At 44.5% G+C, this 21,522-nt stretch carries 24 protein-coding genes; 21 read left to right on the top strand and 3 right to left on the bottom strand.

The genetic code is table 11. The annotated features are described in order from the left end of the window. Together LGT40_RS08065 and LGT40_RS08060 are read right to left on the bottom strand one after the other, a co-directional pair. On the bottom strand, positions 1 to 240 hold a 240-nt coding region (locus LGT40_RS08065), incomplete at its 3' end, for a hypothetical protein (protein ID WP_226343188.1). A gap of 256 nt (positions 241 to 496) precedes the next feature. Then, positions 497 to 1,054 carry a Slp family lipoprotein gene (locus LGT40_RS08060; protein WP_226070453.1) on the bottom strand — a complete coding sequence of 186 codons (558 nt, stop codon included), beginning with the start codon at positions 1,052 to 1,054 and terminating at the stop codon, positions 497 to 499. A 246-nt stretch (positions 1,055 to 1,300) separates the two neighbouring features. Between LGT40_RS08060 and rho the strand changes: the two genes are divergently transcribed. From rho to LGT40_RS08015, 9 genes are all read left to right on the top strand, one after another. Continuing rightward, on the top strand, positions 1,301 to 2,560 hold the full coding sequence (gene rho / locus LGT40_RS08055) for a transcription termination factor Rho (protein WP_014707466.1): 1,260 nt from the start codon (positions 1,301 to 1,303) through the stop codon (positions 2,558 to 2,560). A 48-nt stretch (positions 2,561 to 2,608) separates the two neighbouring features. After that, complete coding sequence (miaA, locus tag LGT40_RS08050; RefSeq protein ID WP_226070455.1) at positions 2,609 to 3,526, top strand: tRNA (adenosine(37)-N6)-dimethylallyltransferase MiaA; 918 nt, start codon at positions 2,609 to 2,611, stop codon at positions 3,524 to 3,526. A 73-nt stretch (positions 3,527 to 3,599) separates the two neighbouring features. Beyond that, positions 3,600 to 3,824, top strand: coding sequence for an RNA chaperone Hfq (hfq, locus tag LGT40_RS08045; protein ID WP_226070451.1), 225 nt, complete (start codon positions 3,600 to 3,602; stop codon positions 3,822 to 3,824). Between the two features lie 13 nt (positions 3,825 to 3,837). After that, a complete protein-coding gene (gene hflX / locus LGT40_RS08040) occupies positions 3,838 to 4,983 on the top strand; it encodes a ribosome rescue GTPase HflX (RefSeq protein WP_226070450.1) in 1,146 nt (381 codons plus the stop codon). 93 nt (positions 4,984 to 5,076) lie between these two features. Continuing rightward, a complete protein-coding gene (hflK, locus tag LGT40_RS08035; RefSeq protein WP_226070448.1) occupies positions 5,077 to 6,285 on the top strand; it encodes an FtsH protease activity modulator HflK in 1,209 nt (402 codons plus the stop codon). 2 nt (positions 6,286 to 6,287) lie between these two features. After that, entirely contained in the window at positions 6,288 to 7,160 is an 873-nt protein-coding gene (gene hflC / locus LGT40_RS08030) for a protease modulator HflC (RefSeq protein ID WP_226070447.1), read from the top strand. Further along, the gene (locus tag LGT40_RS08025) at positions 7,157 to 7,354 is read left to right on the top strand and encodes a DUF2065 domain-containing protein (RefSeq protein ID WP_226070446.1); all 198 of its coding nucleotides are present in this window, start codon (positions 7,157 to 7,159) and stop codon (positions 7,352 to 7,354) included. The genes hflC and LGT40_RS08025 overlap by 4 nt, the downstream gene beginning before the upstream one ends. 5 nt (positions 7,355 to 7,359) lie before the next feature. Beyond that, complete coding sequence (locus tag LGT40_RS08020; protein ID WP_226070445.1) at positions 7,360 to 8,550, top strand: ATP phosphoribosyltransferase regulatory subunit; 1,191 nt, start codon at positions 7,360 to 7,362, stop codon at positions 8,548 to 8,550. Continuing rightward, the gene (locus LGT40_RS08015) at positions 8,543 to 9,838 is read left to right on the top strand and encodes an adenylosuccinate synthase (RefSeq protein WP_226070444.1); all 1,296 of its coding nucleotides are present in this window, start codon (positions 8,543 to 8,545) and stop codon (positions 9,836 to 9,838) included. Before LGT40_RS08020 ends, LGT40_RS08015 begins: the two co-directional genes overlap by 8 nt. Positions 9,839 to 9,896: 58 nt before the next feature. Here the strand turns inward: LGT40_RS08015 and LGT40_RS08010 are convergent, their stop codons facing one another. After that, positions 9,897 to 10,760 carry an NAD(P)-dependent oxidoreductase gene (locus LGT40_RS08010; protein WP_226070443.1) on the bottom strand — a complete coding sequence of 288 codons (864 nt, stop codon included), beginning with the start codon at positions 10,758 to 10,760 and terminating at the stop codon, positions 9,897 to 9,899. A 104-nt stretch (positions 10,761 to 10,864) separates the two neighbouring features. Here LGT40_RS08010 and glyA point away from each other — a divergent pair, with 104 nt between their 5' ends. From glyA to panC, 12 genes are all read left to right on the top strand, one after another. Further along, complete coding sequence (glyA, locus tag LGT40_RS08005; protein WP_226070442.1) at positions 10,865 to 12,118, top strand: serine hydroxymethyltransferase; 1,254 nt, start codon at positions 10,865 to 10,867, stop codon at positions 12,116 to 12,118. 14 nt (positions 12,119 to 12,132) lie between these two features. Continuing rightward, positions 12,133 to 12,606, top strand: a complete 474-nt coding sequence (gene nrdR / locus LGT40_RS08000) for a transcriptional regulator NrdR (RefSeq protein WP_226070441.1) — start codon at positions 12,133 to 12,135, stop codon at positions 12,604 to 12,606. 87 nt (positions 12,607 to 12,693) lie between these two features. Further along, a complete protein-coding gene (gene ribD / locus LGT40_RS07995; RefSeq protein ID WP_226070440.1) occupies positions 12,694 to 13,791 on the top strand; it encodes a bifunctional diaminohydroxyphosphoribosylaminopyrimidine deaminase/5-amino-6-(5-phosphoribosylamino)uracil reductase RibD in 1,098 nt (365 codons plus the stop codon). Positions 13,792 to 13,794: 3 nt separating this feature from the next. After that, positions 13,795 to 14,436, top strand: a complete 642-nt coding sequence (locus LGT40_RS07990; RefSeq protein ID WP_226070438.1) for a riboflavin synthase — start codon at positions 13,795 to 13,797, stop codon at positions 14,434 to 14,436. Beyond that, positions 14,437 to 15,543: a bifunctional 3,4-dihydroxy-2-butanone-4-phosphate synthase/GTP cyclohydrolase II gene (gene ribBA, locus LGT40_RS07985; protein ID WP_226070436.1), complete on the top strand. Its 1,107-nt coding sequence runs from the start codon at positions 14,437 to 14,439 to the stop codon at positions 15,541 to 15,543. Between the two features lie 10 nt (positions 15,544 to 15,553). Continuing rightward, positions 15,554 to 16,690, top strand: a complete 1,137-nt coding sequence (gene lpxB, locus LGT40_RS07980; protein ID WP_226070435.1) for a lipid-A-disaccharide synthase — start codon at positions 15,554 to 15,556, stop codon at positions 16,688 to 16,690. Beyond that, entirely contained in the window at positions 16,687 to 17,259 is a 573-nt protein-coding gene (gene rnhB, locus LGT40_RS07975) for a ribonuclease HII (RefSeq protein ID WP_226070434.1), read from the top strand. Before lpxB ends, rnhB begins: the two co-directional genes overlap by 4 nt. Before the next feature lie 51 nt (positions 17,260 to 17,310). Then, positions 17,311 to 18,684, top strand: coding sequence for a polynucleotide adenylyltransferase PcnB (gene pcnB, locus LGT40_RS07970; RefSeq protein WP_226070433.1), 1,374 nt, complete (start codon positions 17,311 to 17,313; stop codon positions 18,682 to 18,684). After that, on the top strand, positions 18,684 to 19,172 hold the full coding sequence (folK, locus tag LGT40_RS07965) for a 2-amino-4-hydroxy-6-hydroxymethyldihydropteridine diphosphokinase (RefSeq protein ID WP_226070432.1): 489 nt from the start codon (positions 18,684 to 18,686) through the stop codon (positions 19,170 to 19,172). The genes pcnB and folK overlap by 1 nt, the downstream gene beginning before the upstream one ends. Further along, positions 19,169 to 19,828: a deoxynucleoside kinase gene (locus LGT40_RS07960; RefSeq protein WP_226070431.1), complete on the top strand. Its 660-nt coding sequence runs from the start codon at positions 19,169 to 19,171 to the stop codon at positions 19,826 to 19,828. Before folK ends, LGT40_RS07960 begins: the two co-directional genes overlap by 4 nt. Beyond that, positions 19,825 to 20,619 carry a 3-methyl-2-oxobutanoate hydroxymethyltransferase gene (panB, locus tag LGT40_RS07955; protein ID WP_226070430.1) on the top strand — a complete coding sequence of 265 codons (795 nt, stop codon included), beginning with the start codon at positions 19,825 to 19,827 and terminating at the stop codon, positions 20,617 to 20,619. The genes LGT40_RS07960 and panB overlap by 4 nt, the downstream gene beginning before the upstream one ends. Further along, on the top strand, positions 20,619 to 21,473 hold the full coding sequence (panC, locus tag LGT40_RS07950; protein WP_226070428.1) for a pantoate--beta-alanine ligase: 855 nt from the start codon (positions 20,619 to 20,621) through the stop codon (positions 21,471 to 21,473). Before panB ends, panC begins: the two co-directional genes overlap by 1 nt. Positions 21,474 to 21,522 lie beyond the last annotated feature (49 nt).

The following is a 21,522-nucleotide window of genomic DNA, read 5'->3' as shown; positions in this document are numbered from 1 at the left end:
TAGAAAAGGCCAATCTCGAGCGAGATTGGCCTTTTTTTCTCTATCGTTTAGACAATGTGACTTACTTGAACAGAGTGACCGATAACCGCTTCTGCGTTCCCGGCGCACATCACATGCATGAGAATAACTGCGAGGCTTTGGATAGGTCACCAACAATGCCAGGCGTTCACCTGGCCGGCACGACAGGCCGGTGGCCGCAAGCTCCGTACCAGCCCGGTTCTTGGCAGAACGAGAGCCCACAGGATCCGGGAGGTGGTGATAAACCAAGGAGAAGCCGGGCCAGAATTAAAGGGACTTATCGAAGGCGTCAATATAGAAGAGTGGCATATTTCCGAGCTTAATGAACATCTTTCTGTGATAGAAAGATAATGATACCGGCATGTTTTCTACATAAGCTGCCAGTTAAATATCCGGCAGACAGTAAATTTACATTAGGCGTTAGAAATATATAATCAAACGAAGGGTTTAAATCCCTGCTTAAATGCGTTCAAGTTTATTAATAATATCTATATCCGAATCGAGGGTGATACCAAAACCTATCATAGTAACCATGATAGGGATAAAAGCCATTGTAATAAAATGGGTCATAAAACGGATCTCTTTGAACCGTAGGATATATTTGCCATCTATACATATACGTAACATTAATTACTGGCATGGTTAATTCTTTCTGGTCTATCTTACGAACCGTCTCACCATCCACAATCCCCGTAAATGTGAGTAGTGTTCCTTCTTTAAAAACGACGGGATCAATAAATTCATCTGTTTTGGCTATAAAACGTCCTTCACTGGATTTAGTAGTAACCGGTTTGCCATAATTATTGAGGGGATATTGAACGATCTGAACAAGCGATACATCATTGTTATTTTCTACACTGACGACTTCGCCACCCCAGCGGACTTGTTGGTTTTGAAAGTTTTCTACTTGATCACGAACTTTACTAAGCTGAAGATCATTAAGCGGAGCTGTAGTAATCTGTTTCGGAATATTACTACAGCCCGTCAGCACCATGAAAAGCAAACTTGCCACGGAAAACGCAGACCACTTAGTCATTTAAAGCCTCTTTCAAATTGTTTACCTTATTAGAACAAAACACATGTACTATTAGTTTCACTAAGCACAAAATTAACAACTAAAATTTCCACTAAGGAGTTTTTTCCCAAAAATGCTGGACGACTATACCAATTCCTGATATTCTTGCTGGCAATTTTCTGGTCATATCTCCCAAACTTCATAGACATCGCGTTCTCCACGCGCATCCAAGGCAATTCTGATATAAAAACCCATTTTAGGTAATACATGAATCTGACAGAACTGAAAAAGCAGTCCGCTGCTGAATTAATGGAACTTGCACTCTCCATGAATCTCGAGGGCCTTGCCCGAAACCGAAAACAAGAGCTTATTTTTGCACTTGTAAAAGCACATGCTAAACAAGGTGACGATGTTTACACTACAGGCGTATTAGAGTTATTACCAGATGGGTTTGGCTTTTTACGTTCTCCTGAAGATTCATATGTAGCGGGTCCTGATGATATTTATGTTTCACCGAGCCAAATAAGAAGGTTCCATTTACGAACCGGCGATACGATTAAAGGTAAAATTCGTCCACCTAAAGACAGTGAGCGTTATTTTGCTTTAGTAAAAGTCGATGAGATTAACTACGAAAAACCCGAAAATTCCCGTAATAAAGTTCCCTTTGAAAACCTTACCCCACTCTTTGCAAACGAACGTTTCAATCTTGAGCGTGGTAATGGCAGTACAGAAGATTTAACTGCCCGAATTATTGATTTAGCTGCACCAATTGGTAAAGGCCAGCGTGGTTTGGTTGTTGCTCCACCAAAGTCTGGTAAAACAATGATTTTACAGTCAATTGCACAATCGATTGCATCGAATTATCCTGAAAGCGATCTTATTGTATTGTTGATTGATGAGCGCCCGGAAGAGGTTACTGAAATGCAACGTTCAGTAAGGGGCGAAGTCGTTTCAAGTACTTTTGATGAGCCTGCCACACGTCATGTACAAGTAGCAGAAATGGTTATTGAAAAAGCAAAACGACTCGTGGAACACAAGCATGATGTTGTAATTCTGTTGGATTCAATTACTCGCTTAGCTCGTGCCTATAATACCGTTTCACCCTCCTCTGGTAAGGTTTTGACCGGTGGTGTTGATGCAAATGCGTTACAACGACCTAAACGTTTCTTTGGTGCGGCTCGTAACATTGAAGAAGGCGGTAGCTTAACCATCATTGCAACGGCCTTGATAGAAACCGGTTCACGCATGGATGAAGTTATTTTCGAAGAGTTTAAAGGTACAGGTAATATGGAAGTGTTACTTGAACGCAAACTTGCCGACCGTCGCATATACCCTGCAATTAACGTAACACGCTCGGGCACACGCCGCGAAGAGTTACTGACAAATGAAGAAGATCTTCAGAAACTGTGGATTCTACGCAAGATTCTGGCTCCAATGGAGCCCATCGAAGCAATGGAGTTTTTGATGGATCGTTTGAAGTCGACAAAAACGAATGTTGAGTTTTTTGACTCAATGAAACAAGGGTAATAAATAAACTTGTTGCAAGGCCAATACGCACCACCAGCAATCTTTTTAATGGGGCCAACGGCAGCCGGAAAAACAGATTTGGCCTTATTTCTGTCCCAACATTTGCCTGTCGAAATTATTAGTGTGGACTCTGCACTTATTTACCGTCAGATGGATATTGGTACGGCAAAACCAGGTGTTGGAACTTTAAAAAAGTTTCCCCATCACCTGGTCAATATTATTGATCCAAAGGAAACGTATTCAGCCGGACGGTTTCGACAAGATGCCCTGACGTTAATGGCTGATATTACCCGCCGTGGCAAGATCCCTTTGCTGGTCGGCGGAACTATGCTTTACTTTAAAACATTGCAATATGGTATCGCTGATTTACCAGAAGCAGATATACATGTTCGAGAAAGACTTCAGGAGCAGCTAGAGGAATATGGTTTATCTGCTTTGCATAAACGATTGTCCGAGGTAGACCCCGTTTCAGCAAAACGTATTCACCTTAATGATCCACAAAGACTATTACGTGCTTTAGAAGTCTATGAGCTTTCAGGTAAATCCTTGACTGAATTAACCCAATATTCAGAGTTTTTGCTGCCATATAAAGTGATTAAAGTTATTGTGTCTCCTTTTGATAGAAAAATTCTACATAAACGGATTGCAGACCGTTATCAAAAGATGATGCAAGCCGGTTTTATTAGTGAAGTAAAAAATCTCTATGATCGTGGCGATCTGCATTGCTCGTTACCATCTATTCGCGCTGTAGGCTATAGACAGGCTTGGTCTTTCTTGAGCGGTGAATATGATGAATCAACGTTTATTGAAAAAGCAATCATCGCTACAAGGCAAATGGCAAAACGCCAATTAACATGGTTAAGAGCACAAAAAGATGGTGTCTGGTTTGATAGTGGCATAGATTTACCAGAAAAGCAGGTGTTAGATTTCGTGCGTTGTAAATTGGCTGAAGCCGATAAAGCTTGACGATTTTGCGTAGCCTTTTAGAATGCCTAATACACCTTGAAGTTTAACAATAATAACAACGATGGAGTCGACAATGGCTAAAGCCCAATCCTTGCAGGATCCTTTTTTAAATGCATTACGTCGAGAAAATGTTCCGGTGTCAATATACCTTGTAAATGGTATTAAATTACAGGGGCAAATTGATTCATTTGATCAATTTGTCATCTTACTCAAGAACTCTGTAAATCAAATGGTATATAAACATGCAATCTCTACTATTGTTCCTGCTCGCAATGTTCAAATAACCCAGGATGAATAAGGGAGTTTATTGATTGTTTGACAGACCTGATAGCAATGCTGCATTTGAAAAAAATGCTGAACAAGAATCAGTAGTTCTGGTTCATCTCGATTTTAATGATCGAGACTTTGATGAAACCCAACAAGAATTTTTCGAACTGGTTAATTCAACAGGTGCTGCCGTCTCGGCTGTGGTGCACGGTAAACGTCAGAGACCTGATTCAAAATACTTTGCCGGAACCGGTAAAGTTGAAGAAATAGCGGAATTAGTCGCTGCAAATGATGCAGCGGTAGTAATTTTTAATCATGAATTATCTCCAAGTCAGGAACGCAATCTGGAACAACGCCTGAAATGTCGTGTTTTAGGTCGAACGGGTCTGATACTTGATATCTTTGCCCGCAGAGCCCGGTCACATGAAGGCAAGCTACAGGTCGAATTAGCACAGTTACAGCATCTCTCAACTCGACTAGTGCGTGGCTGGACTCACTTGGAAAGACAAAAAGGTGGTATCGGTTTACGTGGACCAGGCGAGACGCAACTTGAAACCGATAGACGTTTACTAGGCCAACGAATTAAATCTCTCAAAAAGCGACTGGAAAAAGTTCGATCGCAACGTGATCAAGGCCGTCGTTCTCGTCAGAGAGCAGGGGTACCGGTTGTTTCGCTGGTTGGCTATACCAATGTGGGTAAATCGACGCTTTTTAATCGAATGACGGCTTCAGATGTTTATGCTGATGATCGTTTATTCGCAACGTTAGATCCTACTCTGCGCAGATTCAGAATTGCTGATACAGAACCCTTGATACTTGCCGATACGGTTGGATTCATCCGCCAGTTGCCACATGATTTGGTCGAGTCATTTAGTTCGACGCTTGAAGAAACGCGTGATGCTTCTCTTTTATTACATGTAGTTGATGCTGCTGCAGCAGACAGAGATGAGTTAATGAAACATGTGGATGATGTTCTACAGCAAATAGGTGCTGACGAGTTGCCGCAACTCATCATTTATAACAAAATTGACCGCTTGGACAACGTCCAGCCCAAACTGGAAAGAGATCAGCAAGGAAAAATTCGTCGAATATGGCTTTCTGCTCATACTGGCGAAGGCTTGGAGCTTCTAAGATTGGCATTGCAAGAATATTTTCCTGAGCAACTCTTGACGATAGAACCAGTCAATTAAAACGGACTTTTGGTTGCTATCGGCACCCATGTCCGTAAAATAGATTCATTCGGTTCCCACATTAAAATCTTAATTTAAATTTTGGAGCGGTACATGGCTTGGAACGAACCCGGCAGTGGTGATAAAGACCCATGGGGTAAACGCGGTGGCAATAATGATGGCCCCCCCGATCTTGATGAAGTAGTAAAAAATCTACAACGGAAATTCGCTGGAATGTTTGGCGGTAAAAGCGGTGGTGGTAACAATACCCAACCGCCTGAAGGTGGAAGCAAATCTGGCTCAATCGGCGCCGGATTAATTGCTGCCATTATCCTGTTGGTTTGGTTACTTTCTGGTATCTACATCGTAGAGCCTGCGGAACGGGGTGTTGTTCTGCGTTTTGGTCAGTACAGCCATACCTCCATGCCTGGACCCCATTGGCACTTTCCTTATCCAATCGATAAAGTTGAAGTGGTCGATGTTGCCAAAATACGTTCAGTTGAAATCGGTTACCGTTCAAGTGGTGGCAGACCAGAAAGCAATGTTTTGTCAGAGTCTCTCATGTTGACGAATGACGAAAATATTGTCGACTTAAAAATAGCCGGTCAATATCGTATAAATGATGCAGCACAATATCTGTTTAATGTTCGTACTCCTGACACCATTTTACGTCAAATGATGGAAAGTGCTGTGCGTGAAGTTGTTGGACAATCGACTATGGACTTTGTATTAACAGAAGGTCGTAGTGAAGTTGCTACCAGAACAGAGCAACGTTTACAGGCCATGCTTGATGCTCATGCTACTGGTCTGACAGTAACCAGTGTCAGTATGCAGGATGTCCAGCCCCCCGAACAGGTTCAGTCAGCTTTTGCCGACGTGGTTAAAGCACGTGAAGACGAAGTGAGACAGAAAAACGAAGCCGAGGCTTATGCAAACGATATTATCCCACGCGCTCGTGGTCAGGCTTTCCGAGTAATTCAGGAAGCCGAAGCCTATAAGAGCCAAGTCGTTGCAAAAGCAAATGGTGAAGCGAGTCGATTTGTACAAGTTATGACGGAATACGAAAAGGCTCCATTAATCACCCAGGAACGTTTATATATTGACGCGATGGAATCGGTTTACAGTCGTAGTCAGAAAGTTATGGTTGATGTTGAAAGTGGTGGCAATAATGTCTTGTACTTACCACTGGATAAAATGGGCAGCAGTAGTAACAAGGTGCCCCGTGTAGATTTAAATAACTTAAATTACCCGACTACAACAAACACAACATCCACAACGAGTTCCTCTGCTCAAGATGGATCACGTAGCCGAGGAGGACGTTAATTATGAGTTCTAAATTTACTGCAATTATTTTTATTGTTGTTCTGGCACTGATCACGGTAAGTTCAGCTATCTTTTTTGTAGATGAACGTGAGCGCGTTATTTTGCTTCGTTTAGGTCAAATTGAACAAGCCGATTTTGAACCCGGTATTCATTTTAAAATTCCATTTGTAAATGAAGTGCGTCGCTTTGATGGCCGAATTCTCAGTTTAGATGCTACACCAGCCCGTTATCTGACTGGCGAAAAGAAAAACGTTATTGTTGATTCTTTCATTTTATGGCGTATTTCTAATGTAGCGGATTACTTCACTTCAATGGGTGGCGATGAGGAAAGTGCCAGATTACGCTTATCGCAAATCATCAAAGATGGTTTACGAGCTGAATTTGGACGTCGTACTATTCAGGAAGTGGTATCCGGTGAACGTTCTGAAATGGTGAGTGGCTTAATGGATGAAGCAAACCGGATTTCAGCAGAATTTGGTATTGAAGTCGTCAATGTTCGTATTAAACGTATTGATTTACCGACAGAAGTCAGTACATCTGTTTATACCCGAATGGAAGCGGAACGTGAGCGTGTCGCGAAAGATTTACGGTCTCGCGGTGCAGAAGAGGCGGAAAAAATTCGTTCGGATGCAGATAGACAACGTACTGTTATTCTGGCTGAAGCCAATCGCCAGTCTGAAATGTTACGAGGTGAAGGTGATGCTTTGGCTACACAAATCTATGCCGATGCCTATGGGCAGAACGAGGATTTCTATTCCTTTTATCGCCGCTTAGGTGCTTATAAACACATCTTCCAAGGAGATGATTTGCTGGTTATTGAGCCGAAAGGTGATTTTTTCAGCAGTTTTAGTGACTTGAATACATTGGAGCAGTGAGCGATTCGCTGATTCATAGCCTATGGCTTGCCACTGCGTTAATGCTGGTAATTGAAGGGATTTTGCCTTTTATTAATCCTGCAGCATTAAGGCGGGCCTTATTGCAGGTTGCCACCATGACTGATCAACAACTTCGTATAACCGGGTTGCTCAGTATGGTGGCAGGCTTGCTGATTTTATATTGGGTTAATTAATTTACATGACATTGAAAGAAAGTTGGTTGCTCCCTGAGGGCATCGATGAATTAATGCCGGAAGAAGCTGCACAGCTGGAAAGGATGCATCGGCAGTTGGTTGATCGTATGCAAAGTTGGGGATATCAACTCGTCGTTCCACCGTTGGTCGAGTATCTGGATTCGTTATTAACCGGAACTGCTAAAACTCTGGATCTGCAAACCTTTAAACTGATTGATCAGTTATCAGGTCGTTTGCTTGGTATTCGTGCCGATATGACTCCCCAAGTTGCCAGAATTGCGGCGCATCGTTTGCGTGATAATAGCAACATATTGCGTCTCTGTTATATCGGCAGTGTCCTGCATACCTTGCCGGCTGGCCAGACCAGTTCACGAAATCCAATTCAATTAGGTGCCGAAATTTACGGACATGCTGGGCCGGAAAGCGATATGGAAATTATCCAGCTGATGATCGAGTTATTAGAGGTCAGTGGGGTTTCTGGTCCAATTTCGCTGGATATTGGCCACGTCGGTATTTATCGTGGATTGGCCGATTTTGCCGAACTGGATGATGAACAAGAGCAAGCACTTTTTTCTGCCATGCAACGCAAGGCTTTACCTGAAATTTTAAAATTATTATCAGGTTATGCGATTGCTGAGGAAGCCAGTGACATGTTGGCGGCTTTATCCGAACTTAATGGTGATGTGAGTGTATTGGATAAAGCAAAACAGACATTGCAAAAAGCGCCTGCTCCAGTATTAAAATCGCTTGATTCGCTGATTTTATTAGCCGAGATGGCACAACAGCGATTACCTGATATCCAATTAAATTTCGATTTGGCAGAGCTTCGTGGTTACCACTACCATACCGGAGTTGTTTTCGCGGCTTATCAGTCTAATTCTGCTCAAGCGATTGCACTGGGTGGCAGATATGATGACATCGGACAAGATTTTGGTCATGCGCAACCGGCAACAGGGTTCAGTTTGGATTTGAAAAAGCTCGTCACGAGTTTTCCTAAACCCACTGAAAAGCGTCAGGTTATCTCGACAGTTTGGTCCGCTGATCCGCAACAGCTGGAGTTAGTGGCAGATTTACGAGAACAGGGACACATTGTTGTATTTGATTTGCCTGGTAGTACAACACATAGTGAAAAAACATTGATTCAACAAGATGGCCACTGGCAAGTGGTCGAGACAGGAAATAACACGCGTGGCTAAAAATATTGTAGTGATCGGCTCCCAATGGGGCGATGAGGGTAAAGGCAAAGTTGTTGATCTGCTGACCGATAGCGTTTCTGCGGTAGTGAGATTCCAAGGTGGACATAATGCAGGACATACCTTGGTTATCGAAGGCAAAAAAACCATTCTGCATCTCATACCGTCAGGAATTTTACGTGAGCATGTTCAATGCCTGATTGGCAACGGAGTAGTGTTATCACCTGAAGCGTTAATTAAAGAAATGGATGAGCTGGAAGCGAATGGTATTCCGGTACGTCAACGCTTGAAAATCAGTGCAGCCTGTCCGTTGATTTTGCCATATCACGTTGCTCTGGATGTCGCCAGAGAATCACGCCGTGGTAAAGATGCCATTGGGACTACCGGCCGTGGTATAGGTCCTGCTTATGAAGATAAAGTAGCGCGTCGTGGTTTACGCCTTGGTGATCTGACCAATGAAAAGAAATTTACTGAAAAACTTCGTGAAGTCGTCAGTTTTCACAATTTTGCATTAATTAACTACTATCAGTCCGCGCCGGTCAGTTTTGAACAAGTGCGGGATGAGACGTTAGCAATGCGTGATGTATTGTTGCCAATGATTGCTGATATCCCGGCAATGCTTCAACAATATTATTTAAATGGCGATCGTGTGATGTTTGAAGGTGCGCAGGGCGCACTGCTGGATATTGATCATGGTACCTATCCGTATGTCACCTCATCTAATACCACTGCCGGTGGCAGTGCCACAGGTGCTGGTGTTGGTCCATGTCATATCGATTATGTACTGGGTATTACCAAAGCATATGCAACCCGTGTAGGTGCCGGCCCATTTCCATCTGAGCTAAGTTGTGGCATCGGTAAACATCTTTCCGAAAAAGGTCGTGAAAAAGGCTCGACTACAGGGCGAGATCGTCGATGTGGTTGGTTAGATATGGTGGCCTTAAATCGTGCCAGCTGGATTAACAGTATTACCGGTTTATGTTTAACTAAACTGGATGTATTGGATGGTCTTGAAACCATTCGTTTGTGTGTTGGATATAAACGTAATGGTGAAGAGGTCACAGTTCTTCCACTGAGTGCGGATGAATTTGAAGGTTGTGAGCCCGTTTATATCGACATGCCAGGTTGGCAGGACTCTACGCTGGGTATTACGGAGTTTGATGCCTTACCCGAAAATGCACGTAACTATATCAATAAAATTCAGGAGCTCGCTGGGGTGCCGATTGATATTATTTCCACGGGGCCAGATCGCTGTGAAACGATTATTCGCCGTGATTTATTCAGTTTGTAATAATTGCATAGAATGATTTTAAAACGCCCTCGTTATGAGGGCGTTTTTGTCTGTGTAACTATTTTCGATCGGGCGAGATGGCAGCGTAAATTGCCGAATAATCGGTATTATCCAATCCCATTGCCAGAGTTTTATCCAGTAAACGATTAATCCCCTCTAAAGCGCTTGTATCAAGACGCAGTTGTTCACCGACTTCGAGAAACAACCGAGTATCTTTCGCCAAATGTTTGGTAGGGAAGTTTGGATCACTGAAATGGCGATTACGCATGCGATCCAGTTTTTTATCAAAAGTTGGTGCATACAAAGCGCTTTCACGCAGTATCTGCATAAACTGCTCAACATCAATCTGTGATTCTTCAATTAGCGCCAGACTTAATGAAAATGTGGCAGTCAGTCCAGCAATTAATTGATTCATCGCCAGTTTAAGTGCAGCTCCTTGGCCTGTACGACCAATATAACGCGGCGTTTCACCCATCATTTTCAATAGTGGCAGGGCTTGTTGATAATTTGCCTCATCACCACCGGCCATCAGAATCAGTTTGCCACTTTGAGCCTCTGGCAAACTGCCTAAAACCGGACATTCGAGATATTCTGCCCCGATACTGTTTAACTGGTTTTCAATATGTTGTGATTGTTCTGGCGCAATTGTGCCCATCTGGATAAATAATTTACCTGTAAATGCTGTGGGCTCCACACTATCAAGAACTGTAGCAATCGCATCAGCATCACTCAGTAATAGCAGAACGATGTCACTATTTTGTATCGCTTCCGTTGCAGTGGGGCAGATTCTAGCGTGTTGTGCGCTTAAATCAGTAATTTTTTCGATGCTGCGGTTGTAGATACTTAAATCACATTTCTGGTTGAGAAGGTGCTTTGCAAGCGCCTTTCCCATCAGGCCACCACCAAGAATGGCTATTTTCATAATGACTCCTCATTTGGGTAATTAAAAATTCTATTCTTACATAGATGCTACGTGCGTTGTGGGATACAATATGCGGGCATTTACAGCCGCTACAGGGGAAAACTGTGTACAAAAAAAACATGAGCATTGCTGATTTTGATGACGAGTTATTTCAAGCCATTTCAGCTGAAGAACAACGTCAGGAAGATCATATTGAATTAATCGCTTCTGAGAACTATACCAGCCCACGGGTGATGGAAGCTCAGGGCTCATTGTTAACCAACAAATACGCAGAAGGTTATCCCGGTAAACGTTATTATGGCGGTTGTGAACATGTTGATACCGCAGAAGATCTGGCAATCGAACGCGCAAAAGCTTTATTCGGCGCAGATTATGCCAACGTACAACCCCACTCAGGATCGCAAGCCAATGCTGCTGTTTATCTGGCTTTATTGCAACCGGGGGATACCATTCTTGGAATGAGCTTGGCGCATGGTGGGCATTTGACACACGGTGCTAAAGTCAGTGCATCTGGAAAAATCTATAATTCTGTTGCTTATGGTATCAGCAGTGATTCCGGTGAAATCGATTTCAATGAAGTCGAAAAACTAGCCAAAGAACATCAGCCCAAAATGATTGTCGCCGGTTTTTCAGCTTACTCGCGCATTATCGATTGGCAAAAATTCCGCGATATAGCCGATTCAGTTGGAGCTTATCTACTGGTTGATATGGCTCATGTTGCCGGTTTAGTGGCAGCAGGACTCTATCCAAATCCGGTGCAGATCGCCGATGTAACCACTACCACGACTCATAAGACATTAAGAGGTCCACGTGGTGGTTTGATTCTGGCTAAATCGAATCCTGAAATCGAGAAAAAACTCAACTCTGCCGTCTTCCCGGGTTTTCAGGGTGGCCCGTTGATGCATGTGATTGCAGCGAAAGCGGTCGCGTTTAAAGAAGCAATGTTGCCTGAGTTCAAGACCTATCAGCAGCAAGTAGTCAAGAATGCACAAGCCATGGCCAAAGTATTTATGGCTCGTGGCTATGACGTCGTCTCCAAAGGGACCGATGATCATTTGTTTTTGGTCAGTTTTATTGAAGCCGGATTAACCGGTAAAGAAGTTGATGCCTGGTTGGGAGACGCACATATCACTGTCAATAAAAATGCAGTGCCTAACGATCCGCAATCGCCTTTTGTGACCTCCGGTATCCGCGTTGGTACACCTGCTGTCACTACGCGTGGCTTCAGCGAACAGGATTGCACTGACCTGGCAGGCTGGATGTGTGATGTGATTGACAGTCACGGTGATGAAAAAGTAATTGCTGCTATTCGGATCAAGGTGACGGAAATCTGCAAACGTCTGCCGGTTTACTCATAAGTTTGTGCTGACTGATGCGCTGTCCGTTTTGCGGAGCTGAAGATTCAAAAGTCGTCGACTCGCGTCTCTCTTCTGAGGGAGATGCGATTCGGCGTCGTCGCATGTGTCAGGAATGTAACGAACGTTTTACGACTTATGAAACAGCTGAGCTAAGCCTTCCTCGACTGGTTAAACGGGATGCTACACGAGAAGCCTTTGACGAAAATAAACTGCGTGCCGGTATCATGCGGGCCCTTGAAAAACGCCCAGTCAGTATTGATGCTATTGATAACGCCGTAAAAACAATTACCCGTCGCTTATGGGCAACGGGTGAAAGAGAAGTGCAGAGTCGTCTGGTTGGTGACTGGGTGATGGATGCATTACGGGAGCTTGATGAAGTAGCATATGTTCGGTTTGCTTCGGTTTACCGTAGCTTTCAGGACGTCAATGCCTTTCGAGAAGAAATCGAGCGTATGGAAAATCGTGCTTTATCTGACAAAGACAGCTGAATTTCGCTGTCAATCTAAGTTTATGCAACCGCATCATTCGAATGCGATTACAATCAGTGTCAAAGATAATTTGTGGAGGCAAACCCTATGAGCCAACACGAACAATACATGGCTCAAGCAATACAATTAGCTCAGAAAGGCTTATATACGGCAGATCCTAATCCACGTGTTGGCTGTGTCATCGTCAAAAATGGGGAGGTGATTGGTCGGGGTTGGCACCATCGTGCCGGAGAAGCACATGCTGAAATCAATGCTTTGCATGATGCCGGACATGATGCGGAGGAGGCCGATTGTTATGTAACGCTCGAGCCGTGCAGTCATTTTGGCCGCACACCACCTTGTGCTGATGCGTTAATTCGGGCCGGTATCAAACGCTTATATGTCGCCATGACAGACCCCAATCCAGTGGTTTCAGGCACCGGGATACAGCGTATTGAACAAGCCGGTATTGAAGTTCATCAAGGTATTTTGGCCACCCAGGCAGAACAATTAAATCCCGGTTTTATTCAACGTATGCGTATCGGCAGGCCCTACGTGCGAAGTAAGATGGCGATGAGTCTCGATGGACGCACCGCTATGTCATCTGGTGAGAGCAAATGGATCACCGGTAAAGAAGCTCGGGCAGATGTACAGAAATTGAGAGCTCGTAGTTCAGCGATTCTTACTGGAGTGGGAACGATTATCGCGGATGACCCTTTATTAAATGTACGGCATGTGGCGGATTGGTATTCAGAAAACGAAACCATTCGCCAACCGTTAAAAGTCATCGTCGACAGTGAACTGCGAATGCCTGCCAATGCACAGATCCTTAATGATAAAAAAGTGTTGTTGTTTACCGCCTGCGATCGCATGGTACGCAACGATATAGAAACAATTGTATTGCCAGCTCCCAATAATCAGGTCGATTTAAGTGGCATGTTAGCGGTATTGGCCAAGCGCGAGATTAACGAAGTGATGGTGGAAGCCGGGGCGGTTTTAAATGGAGCGCTGTTACGTTCCCAACTAATTGATGAAATGATTTTTTATGTAGCTCCTAAACTTATGGGCGATAGTGCCAGAGCAGTTTTTCATCTGCCAGGGATGGAACGCATGGCACAGAATATTCAACTGAACATTACTGATATTCGTGCGATTGGTAATGATTGGCGAATTACCGCTAAACCCGAATATAACGAGGCTTTTTAATTTATGTTCACAGGCATTATTGCAGCAGTCGGTCAACTAAAATCCATGCAAACGGTGGGAGGGGATATCCGTTTGCATATCGACTCTGCGGGGTTAGATCTTAATGACGTCAAATTAGGTGACAGCATCGCCGTCAACGGTGTTTGTCTGACCGTGGTTGAAAAGGCGAGCAGAAGTTTGCAATTTGATGTCTCTCAGGAAACGCTTCAACGTTCCAGCCTGGGACAATTAAAAACAGGTAGTGAAGCCAATCTGGAAAAAGCACTTGCCGTGGGTGATCGGTTGGGCGGACATTTAGTTAGTGGCCATGTTGATGGTTTAGGCGAAGTGATGGGCAAGACCGCTGCGGCGCGTTCCTGGCAATATAAAATAAAAGTTCCAGCAGCACTGGAGCGCTACATTGCAGAAAAAGGCTCTATTACAATAGATGGGGTCAGTCTGACGGTTAATGGCGTGTTTGAGGGTGGCTTTGAAATCAATATTATTCCGCATACACTTGAAGAAACCATCATCAAACATTATCAAATCGGCACCAAGGTCAATCTGGAAGTCGATCTGATTGCTCGTTATTTAGAGCGTTTGCTTCCCCAATCCGGCTCAAATATCAGCCGGGATTTTCTTTCCCAACATGGTTATATTCGTTAAATGCAAATCAACAACACCCAAGAAATTATCGATGATCTGAAACAAGGAAAAATGGTCATCATAATGGATGATGAAGATCGCGAAAATGAAGGCGATTTAGTGATGGCTGCGGATAAAGTTACTGCAGAAGCCGTTAATTTTATGGCTAAATTTGGACGTGGACTGATTTGCCTGACATTAACGGAAGAGCGCTGTCGGCAATTACGACTGCCATTGATGGTGACTGATAATCAAACACCTTATGCCACGAACTTCACCGTTTCAATTGAAGCAGCTGAGGGGGTGACAACGGGGATTTCCGCAGCGGATCGTGCGTTGACCATCCAAAAAGCCGTCGCATCTCAGGCCAAGCCTGAAGATCTGGTACAACCTGGACATATTTTTCCACTCAAAGCACAGCCTGGTGGCGTCTTAACCCGGGCGGGCCATACGGAAGCGGGTTGCGATTTGGCTCAAATGGCAGGTTGTACGCCAGCTGCCGTTATTGTCGAAATTTTAAACGATGATGGCAGTATGGCACGGCGCCCTGATCTGGAAAAATTTGCTGAAACCCATCAACTTAAAATTGGCACCATTGCAGACTTGATCAGCTATCGACTGCAAAATGAAATGACTATCAAAGCCATGTCGACCTGTGCATTTCCAACCGAATACGGAGATTTTACCTTACATAGTTATCAAGATGATGTGAGCGGTCAAACCCATCTGGCATTAGTTTATGGTGATATTGATGCCGAACAGGAAACATTGGTCCGGGTTCACATGGCTGATCCTTTAGGTGATCTACTAGCCTCAAAACGGGAACCGACACATTGGCCATTACCATCAGTTATGCGTCGTATTCAACAAGCTGGGAAAGGGGTATTAGTAGTCCTGCGTCAACCGGAACAGAACAAACAACTTGCCGCCAAAATTGCCCGTTATCAGCAGCAGGATCAGGGTGAAGCTGCTTCATTCAAAGCCAGTTGGGATTTGAGAACCTTTGGGGTCGGCGCACAAATCTTAGCGGATCTCGGGGTACGTAAAATGCGGGTAATCGGCACACCAACCAAACTAACAGGGGTTTCCGGATTTGGTTTGGAATTAACCGGTTATGTAGACGACTGAGTTAGGAACCGTGAGTAATCATATCTACATTGTTGCTGGTGAGGCATCTGGTGAGGCGCATGCTGCACGCCTGGTAACGGCATTGAAGCAACATCAGCCTGCAATTTATATCACCGGTATTGGTGGTGATAAAATGCGGGCTGCTGGGGCGGATATCAGTATTGATTTTGCCGAATTAGCGGTGATGGGGCTGGTAGAAGTTATCAAGCGCTACCCGAAAATTAAAGGTATTTTTAATCAGGTGGTTGAGGAATTACGCCGTCAACCTCCTGATTTACTTATTCTGGTTGATTATCCCGGCTTTAATCTCAAACTGGCAAAACAGGCTAAAAAGTTAGGTATAAAAGTTCTTTACTACATTAGCCCTAAAATCTGGGCATGGCGTGCTGGCCGCATTGAACAAATCAAGCGGGATGTTGACCATATGGCTGTATTATTTCCTTTTGAACAGGAGATATATCAAAGCGCCGGGGTTGAGGTCAGCTGTGTGGGACACCCTCTGGTCGATGCGGTGCACACCGCACTTTCCAGTTCTGCCGCTCGTGAAAAATTCAATTTAGAAAATGGTAAGCGGGTTATTGGTTTATTTCCCGGTAGTCGGCGTAGTGAAATTTCCGCTTTATTACCGGTGATGTTGGCCGCTGCTGAGCGGATCGAAAAACGTCATTTTCCAATTCAGATAATTGTTCCTCAAGCCCCCGGAATTGATGAAGCCTACCTGCAGCAGTATCTTTCAAATTCGATCCTACCCATAAAGATCATTAAAGATGATTTTTATGACGTTATCAAAGCTTGTGACGCAATAGTAGCTGCTTCGGGTACAGTCACGCTGGAAATTGCCTTAATAGGCGTACCGCATTTTATTACTTATAAAGTTTCTCCCTGGAGCTATCGTATCCTGAAACGGCTAGTCAAAATTCCTTATGTAGGTCTGTGCAATATTGTGACGCAACGTCCTGTTATCAAAGAGCTGTTGCAAGATGACGTTACAGATGTTCGTCTGGAACAACAGTTAATGGATCTATTGACTCACCCTCAGCGTTTGCAGCATGCTGAGCAAATTCGAATTCAGGTACGTGAGGCATTGGGGCCAAGTGGTGGTGCTGACAATGCAGCTGAGCTTGTATTGAGTCTGCTTTCCGAATGAGTATCGTTGCCTTAATTGCGGGTGTAGATGAAGTTGGCAGAGGTCCATTGGCTGGCCCGGTTGTGACGGCTGCTGTTGTTCTCGATCCGGGTAAACCGATTGAAGGTCTGACAGACTCCAAAAGGCTCAGTGAAAAGCGTCGCGAGCAGTTAGTGCCTTTAATTGAACAATCGGCTTATGCTTGGGCACTAGGACGAGCAGAGGTGGAAGAAATTGATCAGTTGAATATTTTGCAGGCCAGTCTGCTGGCGATGAAACGAGCCGTGATGGCATTGCCATTTGAAATTGAGCATGCACTGGTTGACGGAATTCATGCTCCTCAACTGTTCTGTCCTGTAACCACGATTATCAAAGGTGATTTAACTGAACCAGCCATTGCTGCTGCTTCAATATTAGCCAAAGTGGCTAGAGACCGTGAAATGCAGGCTTTTGAACAACTCTATCCCGGCTACGAATTTGCTCAACACAAGGGTTATCCAACAGCAAGACACCAACAAGCTTTGTTAGAACTTGGGCCATCGCCTATCCATCGGCGTTCATTTGCTCCTGTACGCAAAGCGTTGAGATAAATTGATGCATTTTCCTGATAACGTTTACAAGCATGGTATTATTCGCACCTTATGCTTTCGATAAATTCACTCATCACCTCATTCAAACGGATCAAAGCCGGTAAAAAAAGCCGTGCAGCAGCCGAGGGAGCCCCACCACTTATTGTGCCTCGTGCAGATCACAATATTTCCCGTGAATTAATCAGCCCTAGCGCATTAAAAGTACTCTATACCCTTAAAGATGCAGGCTATGAAGCCTATTTAGTGGGTGGCTGTGTGCGAGATTTATTACTGGGATATGAACCCAAAGATTTCGATATCTCCACCAATGCTTTGCCAGAACAGGTTCATCGCTTATTTCGTCGAAGTCAGTTAATCGGCCGTCGTTTTAAATTGGTACATGTACGCTTTGGCCGTGACGAAATAATCGAAGTGGCCACTTTCAGAGCACCACCTGAAGCGGAAAATCATGTCGATAAGCAAGGCCGCATAACACAGGATAATGTCTACGGTACCCTAGAGCAGGATGCATGGCGCCGTGACTTCACCATTAATGCCTTGTATTACAATATCCGTGACTTTTCGATTGTTGATTACACGGGTGGGATTGCCGATTTGCAAGCAGGTTTGATTCGATTGATTGGCGATAAGCCCGTTCGTTATCGTGAAGATCCTGTGAGAATGTTACGGGCTCTCCGTTTTATGGCCAAATTAGGTCTCAAACTGGAACCCGAAACCGAACAGTTAATCGTGGAGCTCGCACCGCTGCTAGGGGATATTCCACCCGCCCGATTATTTGATGAAACCTTGAAACTCTATTTAAGTGGTCAGGCTGCCGTCACCCACGAACTGCTATGTCATTACGGTGTATTTGATCATCTTTATCCGCAAACTGCCGCCTTATTACATCAGGAAAACCATGGCTTCCCCCGTACATTACTGATGAAAGCGCTGGAAAATACTGATAAACGATTAGCGGACAACAAACCGGTGACGCCGGCATTTCTATTTGCTGCATTATTATGGGAGCCGCTTCGCCAGCGTTGGTTGCATTTATGCAAAGAAATGCCTGAAATACCAGCAATGCAACGTGCTGCCGGTGAAGTACTGGCTGAACAAATCCAAACTGTCGCCATCCCTAAGCGGTTCAGTCTAGTGACCCGTGATATATGGACGATGCAACCCAGATTGACTCGTCGTCAGGGAAAGCGCGCTTTTGCGTTGCTGTTACATCCAAAGTTTCGTGCCGGTTATGACTTTCTGGCATTACGTGCCCAGTCTGGTGAACCACTTCAGGAGCTGACAGAGTGGTGGACAATTTTCCAGCAAGCCTCGGCAACAACCCAGGCTGAAATGGTAAATGCTTTGGGTAATGGTGGAGAAACAGAAAAACGCAAGCCACGTCGCCGCCGCCGTCGTAAACCTGCTATCAAAAAAGTTGAATAATGCTCGTCTATATTGGTCTCGGCAGTAACCTGGAAAATCCACTGCAACAGATTAAAACCGCAATAAATGATCTGCAGTCATTGACTGGAGTGACTATCATTGCCGTGTCCTCGTTATATCAAAGCCCGCCGATGGGGCCGGCAGACCAGCCGGATTATATTAATGCGGTCCTGTCACTTGAAACATCACTGAGTCCACATCAATTACTCGATACTTTACAATCTGTCGAACAATTACATGGAAGGGAACGAAAGCGTCATTGGGGTGAGCGGACGCTTGACCTGGATATTTTGCTCTATGGTGAGCAACGAATTGATGATGAGCGGCTGAAAATACCCCATCCGGGCATGCATGAACGGGCTTTTGTGTTATTTCCACTGGCCGAAATTGCGCCGGAGATAGAGATTCCGGGATTGGGTCCCTTACAGCAAATATTACCTTCGTGCCCGCAAGGTGATTTACAACAAGTGGATAAAATTAGCTTATGAAAACATTGCCACATCGCTATATTGTTGTCGAAGGTCCAATTGGTGTCGGTAAAACCCATTTGGTGAAAAGATTAGCAGAAAGCTTTTCAGGCAATACCTTATTGGAAGCACCAGAGCAGAATCCGTTTCTGGAACGTTATTATCTTCACCCTAAACAATCCGCCTTACCTACCCAGCTGAGTTTTCTGATGCAGCGTGTCAAGCTGGCTAAAACATTGCAACAGGATGATTTATTTACATCACTGCATGTCGCTGATTTCATGCTGGAAAAAGATCGTTTGTTTGCCCAGATTTCGCTGGATGATGATGAGCTGGCTCTATACAACATGGTTTACGATAGCCTGACTATGCATCATCGCACTCCCGATCTGGTTATTTATCTGCAAGCATCCTTGCCCATTCTGAAAACCCGGATTTCACAACGTGGGATCAGTTATGAGCAGCATGTTGAGGATGCCTATCTGAAAAGATTGGCAGATTCCTATGCTGATTTTTTCCATTATTATGATGCTTCACCATTGTTGATCGTCAATGCCGAGCAAATTGATTTAGTGAAAAGTGAGGCGGATTATCAACAACTTTTAGATCAGATTTGTACTATCCAAAGTGGTCGCCAATATTACAATCCGCTGCCAGTGAAAGAGAAAAATACATGAGTCGCTTGCGTCTAAATCAGCTGCGCAAAATGAAGGCTGAACAGAATAAAATAGCTGTATTGACTGCCTATGATGCAAGCTTTAGCGCCATGTTGGAGCAGGCGGGCGTAGATATCATTCTGGTTGGTGACTCATTAGGCATGGTGATTCAGGGGCAGGAGAGCACCCTGCCGGTCACCGTGGATCATATGATTTATCATACCGCCAATGTGATTCGTGGTAGTGATCGTTTGTTTGTTATCAGTGATATGCCTTTTATGAGTTACGCCAATATCGATCAGGCGTTGCATAATGCTGCCCGTTTGATGGCTGAAGGTGGTGCTCAGATGGTCAAATTGGAGGGGGGAGCGGAACTGGTTGAGTTAATTACTGCATTAACACAACGAGGAATCCCGGTTTGCGGTCATTTGGGACTATTGCCACAGTCAGTACATAAGCTGGGTGGTTACCTGGTTCAAGGTCGTGAAACGACTGCAGCAGAGAAAATCCTGCAAGACGCCGTCAGTTTGGAAAAGGCAGGCGCTGATATGTTAGTGCTTGAATGTGTTCCAGCCGATCTGGCTAAAAAGATCAGTAAATCGTTAACGATCCCTGTGATTGGTATTGGTGCCGGAGCTGACTGTGATGGCCAGGTGTTAGTACTTTATGACATGTTGGGTATTACACCGGGCAGGCGTCCGCGGTTCAGTCATGACTTCCTGGCTGAATGTGGCCATATACCTGCAGCACTAAACCGTTATGTTGAAGCCGTAAAAAAAGGCGAGTTTCCTACTTCTGAGCAACAGTATTAATGCAAATTGTGGAATCCATTCTGAGCCTGCGGGGCCAGATAAAAACCTGGCGAGGCGAACATCAGACCATAGCGTTTGTTCCGACAATGGGTAACCTGCACGACGGACATATCTCATTGGTAAAAAAAGCCCAGACACTGGCTGATAAAGTTGTGGTTAGTATATTTGTTAATCCATTACAGTTTGATGATAAACAGGATTTAGTCAATTATCCTCGCACACTACAGACTGATATTAAAAAGCTGATGCAAGCAGGCTGTAACCTGCTATTTACACCGAATGCTGAAGTGATGTATCCGCAGGGTATGGACTTTCACACATTTATCCATGTGCCGGGTATGGATGACAAGCTTTGTGGTTTGGAACGTCCCGGACACTTTGATGGTGTCGCCACAGTGGTGACCAAGTTATTCAACATGGTTCAGGCGGATGTTGCCGTATTTGGAGAAAAGGATTACCAGCAATTATTGCTAATACGCAAATTAGTCAGTGATTTGAATCTGCCAGTGAAAATTGTGGGGGCTTCAACAGTACGTGAGCAAAACGGCTTAGCAATGAGTTCACGTAACCAGCATTTGACTGATGAACTTAAGCAGCAAGCCGCGACATTGTATTTAACACTGTCTCAGCTTAAGCAGCAGTTGGAGTCTGGCCAACAGGATTATCCTGCTTTACTGAAACAGGCTGAGATAAAGCTGACGGCTGCTGGTTTTTCGCTGGACTATATTGATATTCGTCGTGCTGATGACTTGCAAACCGCCGTGCCCGCTGTCGATAAAAAGTTGCGCTTGCTAGCGGCAGGGCGGCTTGCCAATGTAAGATTAATTGACAATATTGCCTGTAACCTTGCTTGAGCATTCTTAAAAAGCGATAATATGCGGCTTACTGACGGAAATTGCCAGC

The organism is Methylophaga pinxianii (assembly GCF_020447225.1).
GTDB lineage: Bacteria > Pseudomonadota > Gammaproteobacteria > Nitrosococcales > Methylophagaceae > Methylophaga > Methylophaga pinxianii.
Note: the sequence above shows the minus strand (reverse complement) of the source record. Positions and strands in the feature narration are given on the sequence as shown.

Excerpts from the sequence above, each read along its gene's own strand:
- hflK (WP_226070448.1), top strand. The coding sequence starts at position 5,077 with ATGGCTTGGAACGAACCCGGCAGTGGTGATAAAGACCCATGGGGTAAA.
- hflC (WP_226070447.1), top strand. The coding sequence starts at position 6,288 with ATGAGTTCTAAATTTACTGCAATTATTTTTATTGTTGTTCTGGCACTG.
- LGT40_RS07960 (WP_226070431.1), top strand. The coding sequence starts at position 19,169 with ATGAAAACATTGCCACATCGCTATATTGTTGTCGAAGGTCCAATTGGT.
- folK (WP_226070432.1), top strand. The coding sequence starts at position 18,684 with ATGCTCGTCTATATTGGTCTCGGCAGTAACCTGGAAAATCCACTGCAA.
- panB (WP_226070430.1), top strand. The coding sequence starts at position 19,825 with ATGAGTCGCTTGCGTCTAAATCAGCTGCGCAAAATGAAGGCTGAACAG.
- panC (WP_226070428.1), top strand. The coding sequence starts at position 20,619 with ATGCAAATTGTGGAATCCATTCTGAGCCTGCGGGGCCAGATAAAAACC.
- ribBA (WP_226070436.1), top strand. The coding sequence starts at position 14,437 with ATGCAAATCAACAACACCCAAGAAATTATCGATGATCTGAAACAAGGA.
- hfq (WP_226070451.1), top strand. The coding sequence starts at position 3,600 with ATGGCTAAAGCCCAATCCTTGCAGGATCCTTTTTTAAATGCATTACGT.
- rnhB (WP_226070434.1), top strand. The coding sequence starts at position 16,687 with ATGAGTATCGTTGCCTTAATTGCGGGTGTAGATGAAGTTGGCAGAGGT.
- rho (WP_014707466.1), top strand. The coding sequence starts at position 1,301 with ATGAATCTGACAGAACTGAAAAAGCAGTCCGCTGCTGAATTAATGGAA.
- ribD (WP_226070440.1), top strand. The coding sequence starts at position 12,694 with ATGAGCCAACACGAACAATACATGGCTCAAGCAATACAATTAGCTCAG.
- pcnB (WP_226070433.1), top strand. The coding sequence starts at position 17,311 with ATGCTTTCGATAAATTCACTCATCACCTCATTCAAACGGATCAAAGCC.
- miaA (WP_226070455.1), top strand. The coding sequence starts at position 2,609 with ATGGGGCCAACGGCAGCCGGAAAAACAGATTTGGCCTTATTTCTGTCC.
- LGT40_RS08020 (WP_226070445.1), top strand. The coding sequence starts at position 7,360 with ATGACATTGAAAGAAAGTTGGTTGCTCCCTGAGGGCATCGATGAATTA.
- nrdR (WP_226070441.1), top strand. The coding sequence starts at position 12,133 with ATGCGCTGTCCGTTTTGCGGAGCTGAAGATTCAAAAGTCGTCGACTCG.
- LGT40_RS08010 (WP_226070443.1), bottom strand. The coding sequence starts at position 10,760 with ATGAAAATAGCCATTCTTGGTGGTGGCCTGATGGGAAAGGCGCTTGCA.
- LGT40_RS08060 (WP_226070453.1), bottom strand. The coding sequence starts at position 1,054 with ATGACTAAGTGGTCTGCGTTTTCCGTGGCAAGTTTGCTTTTCATGGTG.
- LGT40_RS07990 (WP_226070438.1), top strand. The coding sequence starts at position 13,795 with ATGTTCACAGGCATTATTGCAGCAGTCGGTCAACTAAAATCCATGCAA.